Origin of the sequence: Corallococcus exercitus, from assembly GCF_003611585.1 — a bacterium.
GTDB classification, from domain to species: domain Bacteria; phylum Myxococcota; class Myxococcia; order Myxococcales; family Myxococcaceae; genus Corallococcus; species Corallococcus exercitus.
The window spans coordinates 1-7,810 of sequence record NZ_RAVW01000440.1 but is presented as its reverse complement, the minus strand read 5'-3'; the positions used below and the strand labels follow the sequence as shown (position 1 = coordinate 7,810).

8 protein-coding genes are annotated in these 7,810 nt (G+C 71.4%); 3 read left to right on the top strand and 5 right to left on the bottom strand.

The features are described 5' to 3' along the window. Positions 1-575, top strand: a 575-nt coding sequence (locus D7W79_RS35075; protein WP_147442205.1) for a proline and serine-rich protein 1 family protein, incomplete at its 5' end; no start/stop codon positions are given. 12 nt (positions 576-587) lie between these two features. On the opposite strand, the gene D7W79_RS35070 is transcribed toward D7W79_RS35075, so the two are convergent. Next, positions 588-1,130 carry a hypothetical protein gene (locus D7W79_RS35070; RefSeq protein ID WP_147442204.1) on the bottom strand — a complete coding sequence of 181 codons (543 nt, stop codon included), beginning with the start codon at positions 1,128-1,130 and terminating at the stop codon, positions 588-590. Between the two features lie 127 nt (positions 1,131-1,257). Here D7W79_RS35070 and D7W79_RS35065 point away from each other — a divergent pair, with 127 nt between their 5' ends. Then, positions 1,258-2,733 carry a right-handed parallel beta-helix repeat-containing protein gene (locus tag D7W79_RS35065; protein WP_120529672.1) on the top strand — a complete coding sequence of 492 codons (1,476 nt, stop codon included), beginning with the start codon at positions 1,258-1,260 and terminating at the stop codon, positions 2,731-2,733. 52 nt (positions 2,734-2,785) lie between these two features. Here the strand turns inward: D7W79_RS35065 and D7W79_RS35060 are convergent, their stop codons facing one another. The 3 genes from D7W79_RS35060 to D7W79_RS35050 form a co-directional block, all read right to left on the bottom strand. Beyond that, positions 2,786-3,223, bottom strand: a complete 438-nt coding sequence (locus tag D7W79_RS35060; RefSeq protein WP_120529671.1) for a hypothetical protein — start codon at positions 3,221-3,223, stop codon at positions 2,786-2,788. 48 nt (positions 3,224-3,271) lie between these two features. Then, positions 3,272-4,393, bottom strand: coding sequence for a cytochrome-c peroxidase (locus tag D7W79_RS35055; protein ID WP_120529670.1), 1,122 nt, complete (start codon positions 4,391-4,393; stop codon positions 3,272-3,274). Positions 4,394-4,592: 199 nt separating this feature from the next. Then, positions 4,593-5,369 carry a YfiM family lipoprotein gene (locus D7W79_RS35050; protein ID WP_120529669.1) on the bottom strand — a complete coding sequence of 259 codons (777 nt, stop codon included), beginning with the start codon at positions 5,367-5,369 and terminating at the stop codon, positions 4,593-4,595. Positions 5,370-5,510: 141 nt separating this feature from the next. Between D7W79_RS35050 and D7W79_RS35045 the strand changes: the two genes are divergently transcribed. After that, a complete protein-coding gene (locus D7W79_RS35045) occupies positions 5,511-6,602 on the top strand; it encodes an acyltransferase family protein (protein ID WP_338078835.1) in 1,092 nt (363 codons plus the stop codon). Between the two features lie 6 nt (positions 6,603-6,608). Here the strand turns inward: D7W79_RS35045 and D7W79_RS35040 are convergent, their stop codons facing one another. Beyond that, positions 6,609-7,793, bottom strand: a complete 1,185-nt coding sequence (locus tag D7W79_RS35040; protein WP_120529667.1) for a DTW domain-containing protein — start codon at positions 7,791-7,793, stop codon at positions 6,609-6,611. Positions 7,794-7,810: the final 17 nt, after the last annotated feature.

Sequence of the window (7,810 nt, the reverse complement as noted above, 5' to 3'; positions counted from 1 at the left end):
GCCCGATGCCGCAGCCGGTTCCGCCCCCGCCGCCCGCGCGCAACCTGGCCGTCGTCGACCGTGAGCAGGTGGAGCGCCGCATCGACCGGCTGGAGAACGCGCTGCGCGACGCGATGTCCCGGACGAAGGACGCCAGGGGCCGCGAGGCCATCCGCGCCGCGATGGAGGAGCTGGACAAGCTGAGCGAGTACGTGGACGACGCCGCGCCCTACGGCACGGGCCTGCCGCCCCCGGTGGTCAACCAGCCGGCGCCGATGCCGCCCCCGCCGCCGGTGGTGCGCCCCATCGCGGACGCGCAGTTCCGCAACATCACCCAGGCGATGCTCCGCGAGGCCTTCCCGCGCGAGAAGCTGCGCATCCTGTCGCAGGTGGCTCCGAACGAGAACTTCCTCGTGACGCACGTCATGTCCGTGCTGGGGCAGTTCTCCTTCTCCAACGACAAGCTGGAAGTGGTGCGCATGATGCGGCCCACGCTGCTGGATCCGCAGAACAGCTACCAGCTGTACCAGGCGTTCCCCTTCGCCAGCGACAAGGAGAAGCTCCAGGCCATCCTGGAGAGCGGCGGGCGCTACTAGCCTTGCCCTGAGTCAGCGGGAGAGCGCGGACCAGATGGCCCGCGCCTCCGGCGAGTCCACGGTGGCATGGACGCTGGCCACCACCCGTCCTTGGGCGTCCAGCGCCAGGACATAGGGTGTGTCGCTGGAGGCAAGCCCCAGCGCCTTCGCCATGCCGCCGTTCTTGTCCAGCCAGGTGTCCTTCCAGAAGGTTTGTGGCACCTGGCCCTTCGCCTTGCCCCGCGCGGCGCCCTCGCTGACGAAGAACGGCAGCTTGAGGGTGATGAGCGACTGGCGGCGCACCGAGTCCTTCACGTGCTCGTCCGCCGCGTCGAACCATCCGCGCATCCGGTCGCCCGCGTCCTTGTCGGTGATGACGACCAGCAGCGTGGGGTGACCCTTCAGCTCCTCGCTCGCGTGAGGGCCGGACGTCAGGTCCCGCGCGGAGAACTCCGGCAGCGGCTGTCCTTTCGAGGGCAGCGCGAACGCGCCCGGGGCCGTGAGCAGCGCTCCGGCCAGCACCAGCCCCCCAAGCGTGGAGCGTCCCCACCGCGAATCCTCGGGTCGGCGTGTCATGAAAAGACAGGTGTTCACGCGAGCACCGGTTCCCTAGCAGCCGGGATGCCTGCGCACGTCAGGCTGCCTGCCCTGGTTGGGATCGGGTAGCTTTGGACTCCCCCCTCTCTTTCCGGGAGTCCCCCCTTTGAGAACTGTTTCCCTCGCCCTGCTCCTGCTGCCCCTGACGGGCAGCGCGGCCGTGAAGAGCGTCACCACCGTGGCCGAGTTCCAGACCGCGCTTTCGTCCGCGAAGGCCGGAGATGAGATCGTCCTGGAGGACGGCACGTACACCTTCAACGCGAACGTCAACTGCGCGGCGGAAGGGACGCAGGCCGCGCCCATCATCGTGCGCGCGAAGAACCGCTACGCGGCCCTCATCCGCTTCAACGCGCTGGAGGGCTTCAAGGTGTCCGGCCGCTACTGGACCTTCGATGGGCTCACCGTGGAGGGCATCTGCTCGAGCGACCAGAACTGTGAGCACGCCTTCCACGTCACCGGCCACGCGGAGAACTTCGTCCTGCGCAACAGCCGCGTGCGCGACTTCAACGCACAGCTCAAGGTGAACGCGGCGCAGAACGGCAGCGGCGTCTGGGAGATGCCCCACCGCGGTCTCATCGAGAACAACGAACTCTACGACACGCACGTGCGCGCGACGGGCACGCCCGTCACCAAGCTGAACATCGACACGGGCGACGACTGGGTGGTCCGCGACAACGAGCTGCACGACTTCGGCAAGCAGGGCAGCATCTCCTACGGCGCCTTCATGAAGAGCGGCGGCAAGCGGGGCCTCTTCGAGCGCAACCGCGTCCTCTGCGCGAAGGACCGGCCCACCGAGGGCGACACGCGCATCGGCCTGTCCTTTGGCGGCGGCGGGACCGGGAACGCGTACTGCGCGCCGGCCTTCGACCCCAACGTGCCGTGCTCGCCGGAGCACACGGACGGAATCATCCGGAACAACATCGTGGCGAACTGCTCGGACGCCGCCGTGTACCTGAACAAGGCCGCGAACACGCGCGTGCTGTTCAACACGTTCATGAACAACGGGCTGGGTGTGGACTTCCGCTACGCCGCTTCCACCGGCCAGGCCACCGGCAACGTGATGTCGAGCGTCGTCCGCAACCGCGACAGCTCCACCGGCACCTTCAGCGCGAACCGGACAGGCGTGACGAGCACTGAGTGGAGCGCCTGGTACGTGGCGCCGGACAAGGGAGACCTGACGCTCAAGGGCGACGTGTCGGCCCTCATCGGCGCGGCCCCGAGGAACACGCTGGCGCCGGAGGACTTCTGCGCCCGTCCGCGCCCTGCCTCGGCCACGCTGGGCGCGCTGGAGCACTCGCTGGGAAACTGCGCGGCGGGCACCGGCGGAGGCACGGACGGAGGCACCGGCGGAGGCACGGACGCGGGCACGGGCGGAGGCACGGACGCGGGTACCGGCACCGGCGCGGACGCAGGCACCAGCCTGGACGCCGGCACGGGCGGCATCATCCCGGACGGGGGCTCGGGGCCCGAGAAGGATCCGCGGGACGACGATGACGGCGGTTGCAGCGCGAGCCCTGGCCTGCTGCCCGCGCTCCTCGCCCTGCTCGCGCCGCTGGCCCTGCGCCGTCGCGCCCGTCGCTAACGAAGGCGGCTCATGAGGAGGCTGGCGCTCCAGCCTCCTCGCGGCACCCGCTTCAGAACGCGGTGGAGACGAACAGGCCCGGGCGGATGGCCAGGATGCCGCCCGCCACGAGCGCCAGCGACACCAGCGTGCCCACCAGCACCGGCACGTAGCCAGGCACGGGCCGCGGTTCAGCGGACGCGGAGGCCTCGCCGCTGGCCCGCAGGCGGCGGCGGGTGGCGCCCAGGGGGCCCTGGATGGCTCCCACGGCCAGGACCATCATCACCATGTGCCCGATGAGCGCCGGGTAGTACCCGCGCGTCACCAGCACCGCGATGCCCACGAGCACCTGGAGCTGCAGCAGGCCGGAGTAGGACGCGCCGACGATGCGCCCCACCTTGTCGAACGGGCGCTTCGTGGCGACCGCGAACGCGAAGAACGCGAGCGCGATGACGCCGGACAGCAGCACCAGGTAGCGAAGGCCCGAGTGGAGATGGAAGAAGAAGGTCATGGGCGCGAGGGTTTAGCACCCGCAGGGCGGGACGCGACGTTTCCGAAGCTACGACGGGTCCGGCTTGGGCGTGCGCTTCGTGCTGGGAGGCAGGGGCGGCGCGGAGATGCGCTCGGCGGGGGGCAGCTCGCCGGTGAGGCTCTTGAGGAAGGCCACCAGGTCGTCCACCTCGCCGTCCTTCAGCGTGCGGCCCAGCTGGTAGCGGCCCATCAGGCGCACCATGGTGGGCAGGTCCTTCACGCTGCCGTCGTGCAGGTACGGCCCGGTCATCTCCACGTTGCGCAGCGTGGGCACGCGGAAGTAGCCCCGGTCGTCCTCGTTCTTCGTCGCGTCGAAGCGGCCCGCGTCGGTGAGCGCCGGATACGCCTCCACCAGCCCCAGCTTCTGGAACGACGCGCCACCCACCGCCGGGCCGTTGTGGCACGTGGTGCAGCCGGTGGTGACGAAGGCCTCCAGGCCGCGCTGCTCCTGCGCGCTCAAGGCCGAGTGCTCGCCCGCGAGGAAGCGGTCGAAGCGCGACGGCGTGGTGAGCGTGCGCTCGAAGGCGGCCAGCGCCTGGGCCGCGTTCGCCAGCGTGACGGGCTTGCCCCCCTTCGGGAAGGCGGCGCGGAAGCGGTTGGCGTACTCGGGCATGGAGGACAGCGTGGCCTCGACGCGCTTCGCGTCCGGCATGGCCATCTCCACGGGGTTCATCATCGGCCCTTCCGCCTGGGCCTCCAGCGTGGCGGCGCGGCCGTCCCAGAACTGCGCGATGTGGTGGGCCGCGTTGTAGACGGTGGGCGAATTGCGAGTGCCCTTCTGCCCTTTGTGCCCGTCCGACAGCGCCTTGTTGTCCACGCCGAAGGTGGTGAGGCCGTGGCAGCTGTTGCAGGACACGTCGTGGTTCTTCGACAGCCGGGGCTCGTGGAAGAGCATGCGCCCCAGGGCCACCTGCGCCTCGGTGTCCGTGGGCAGCGGCGCCTGGTTGCGAGGCGCCTGGAAGAAGTGCGCCGCCAGCTTCGCCACCGCGTCGGCGTCCGGCGCCGCGGGCTTCGCGGCCGCGACCTGCGCCGCCGCCGGAGCAGGCGCTGTAGGCTTTTCATCCGGAGCCGCGCCGGAGGAGCGCTCACAGCCCGCGAGCGCGCCCAGCGCCGACAGGGTGAACCCGAGAAGCAGTCGATTTCGCGTCATGAGCAAGGCCTCCCGTCAGCGACACAAGACGGAGCGCACCGTACCAGCGCCCCAGACGGCTGGCTTCGGGACGGAACGTCGCACCCACGTTCAGCGCTTTCCCATGCCATCAGTCCGGCAGCGCCTGTCCGGACAGCGGCCCGACGGGCACTGGACGAGGGTGCTGCGGAACAACCCCGGCGCCGCTACCCCTTCTTCTTCAAGGTCCCGGCGGCGTGCCGGGAACGCGGACCGGCGCATCCGCCTGGAAGCGGGGCGCCACGGAGGACGGCGGATGCAGGACGACGACACGGGCGGCAAGGGGCGGGAGGTGGACGTGCTCGTCTGCCGCAAGTGCCTGACGAAGAGCGCCCGGAGTGGCGGCCAGGACCTGCCGCGCTGGCTCCAGGGGGAGCTCGCCGAGCGGGGCCTCGCCGGGCAGGTGCGCGTCACGCCCACGGGCTGCATGAACCAGTGCCCGCGCCGGCAGGTCACCGTGCTCGTCTCCGACACCGAGGATCCCCAGGGCCGCATGCTGCTGGTGGACCCCCGGCTGCAGCGCGACCTGCTCCTGAAGTTCGTGGAGCGCCGCGCGCGTCCGGACGCGCCCGCCGCCACGCCCGACGGCGACGCTCCGGGGCGGGGGCAGGAGCACCTCGGTGATGAACCGGTCCACGAGGAACGCGGCCAGTAGCCCCGTGGCGGTGCCGGCGGTGTCCCACGCCAGGTCCTTCACGGAGAAGACGCTGCCGCGAGCGCGGTCGTAGACCTCCTTGCCCAGCCCCACGCCCAATCCCAGCCCCACGCCGGTGAGCACCCGCGCGCCCATCGAATCGAAGAGGACGGCGCCCGCGCCGTAGCCCACGCCCGTGGCGGCGGCACACGCAGCGAAGTGTTTGGGCTTGTCGTTGCCAAACCAGTCATCGCCGGACGCGGCGAGGGAGGAGGCCGGGGCGGCGAGGAGCGCGAGGGCGGCGAGCGCGGCACGAGGGGACATGCATCCATCCTGTAGCATTCCCCGCACGAGGACGGGACCTGGGCTGTGAGTGAAAACCGGGCTTGTTTCCACGCCTGCCAACCCCCACGGCTGGTGCGTTTTGGAGACGGGGCCCGCAGGTGGGCTTATGCTCGACTGGCTTTGAAAAGCTTCGGTCCCTCGCTCAGCTTCCGGCAGGCCCGTCACCCCGCGCTGGATGGCGCGCGGGGGTTGGCCGTGCTCGCCATGGTGATGGGTCACACGCTGGACGCGCTGCTCGCGCCCGCCTTCCGGGACCATCCGTGGGTCCAGGAGTACTGGAAGCTGCGGGGCATCACCGCGCCGCTGTTCCTGCTGGTGAGTGGCTGGGCGGTGGTGATGGCGCTGGGCACGAAGCCGGGTGCCGCGAAGGACTCCTTCGGCCGCCGGTTCCGCCGCGCGCTGTTGCTGTTGTTCCTGGGCTACCTGTTGCACTGGCCGGGCTGGGGCGCGGTCCGCGACCTGGGCTTCTCCGACGCCATGCTCAGCAAGGTCTTCCAGTTCGACGCGCTCCAGTGCATCGGCGCGTCGCTGATGCTGGGCGCGATGGCGCTGGTGGTGACGCCGAACCGGGGCGCCCGGGCGCTGCTGCTGGGCGGGCTGGCGGTGGGCATCCCCCTGGCGAGCGCCGGAATGTGGCACGCGGGCGAGCACCTGCCCGTGCCGCTGCAGCAGTTCATCGGCAACGGGGAGGGCAGCCGCTTCCCGTTCTTCCCCTGGGCGGGCTTCTTCTTCGCGGGCGCGTTCGCCGCGCACGGGCTGCACCTGTTGAAGCCGGGGCTGGCGCAGGGCTTCGCGCTGCTCGCGCTGGGCGGAGCGCTGCTGGCGCTCACCCGCTGGATGCCCATCGAGTGGACGCCCACCAGCCCCACGATGGTGCTGTACCGCGTGGCGCAGGGCCTGCTGGTGCTGGGCGTCGTGAACCTGCTGCCGCAGCGGTTGAGCGGCATGCTGGCGCCGCTGGGACGGCTGTCGCTGTGGATCTACGTCCTGCACCTGCCGGTGGTGTACGGCTGGGCGGACATCGCGGGCCTCGCGCAGCGCATCGGTCCCCGGCTGGGCATGGCGGCGGCGCTGGGCGTGTCCGTGGCGCTGCTGGTGGGCTGCTACCTCATCGCCCGCTTCGGGCGCTGGATGCGCGAGCAGGCCCGCCCCTGGCGCGCGGGTTCCACGACGCTGGGCGCCAGCGTCGGCACCGCGCGCCTGGGCCAGTAGAACGGCTCAGCCCTCCGAGCCGGTCCTCGGCAGCTTCGCGGGGGGCTCGGTCGCGTTGCCACGGGCCACCAGCTCGCGCGCCACGGACTCCAGCGCGCTGATGCGGCGGCCCGCGCGGCCCCGCGCCCACGTCCCCACCTCCGGCGCCTTGAGCAGGCCCACCGCCTGCTCCACGCCGCCCGCCTTGCCCTTGAGCGCCCGCGCCGTGGCGAGCCGCACGTTGCGCGCGGACCGGCGCGCCAGGCCGCCATTCCACAGCAGGTCCAGGGCGAAGGTGGTCCACACCGTCAGCTCGTCGTCCGGACGCAGGAACGCCTCGAAGCGGGCCAGGGCCTCCGCGCGCGGCTCACCGGCGCGCAGCTCCTCCTCCGACAGCTCGACGTGCAGCGGCGTGCTGTGCGCCAGCGGCTGCTCCGGCGCGATGACCGCCTCGAAGCGCTCGCCCGTGGTGAGGCGGACCGCCACCAGGTGCACCAGCTCCGGCGGGATGCCCATCTCCAGCGAGTGCGCGTTCGCCTCCGCGTAGAAGAGGACCAGCCGGTCCGCGGCGTCCGCCAGCGAGCGCAGCTCCAGCGGCGGGCGCCACTCGCTCTTGTAGAGCCGGCGCCGGTTCGGTCCCGTGCGCGTCTCCTGGCGTTCCAGCTGCGTGTCCACCATGTACTCGAACGCGCCCAGCATGCGGTCGAAGTAGTCCGGCTTGCCCTCCAGCTGGCCCAATATCTCCGCCACCGCCTCGATGGTGGAGACGCAGTGGTCCGCCGGCTCCGCGCGGATGCGGTAGTTGCTCGGACGGCGCGGCACGAAGCCGATGCGCGGCAGGGCCGCCAGCACCGGGTTGCGCATCACCACCTTCTTCGCCTGCGGCCAGGTGCCGTCCACGACGATGAGCGTCTCCGGCGGGTTCGCCTGGGCCTCCTCCACGGAGATGGCGTCCTCGCCCGGGAAGAGCACCGCGACGCGCTCGGGATTCTTCGCCAGCTCCTCCAGCCGCGCGTGGCCCGTGAAGTCCACGCCCCGGTGCAGCTCCGAGTTCGGCAGCGACAGGTGGGCCATGCGCGCCGTGCCGATGGCCACGCGCCGTTCCCGGGGATGCTGGAGGAACACCACGCGCGTGCGCGTCTGGAGCTGGGGGACGTGCGCGCAGTAGCACGCGCTTTCAGGACGCAGACACTTGATGCAGAAGGTACGCACGCCCGGCCCTTTATCAC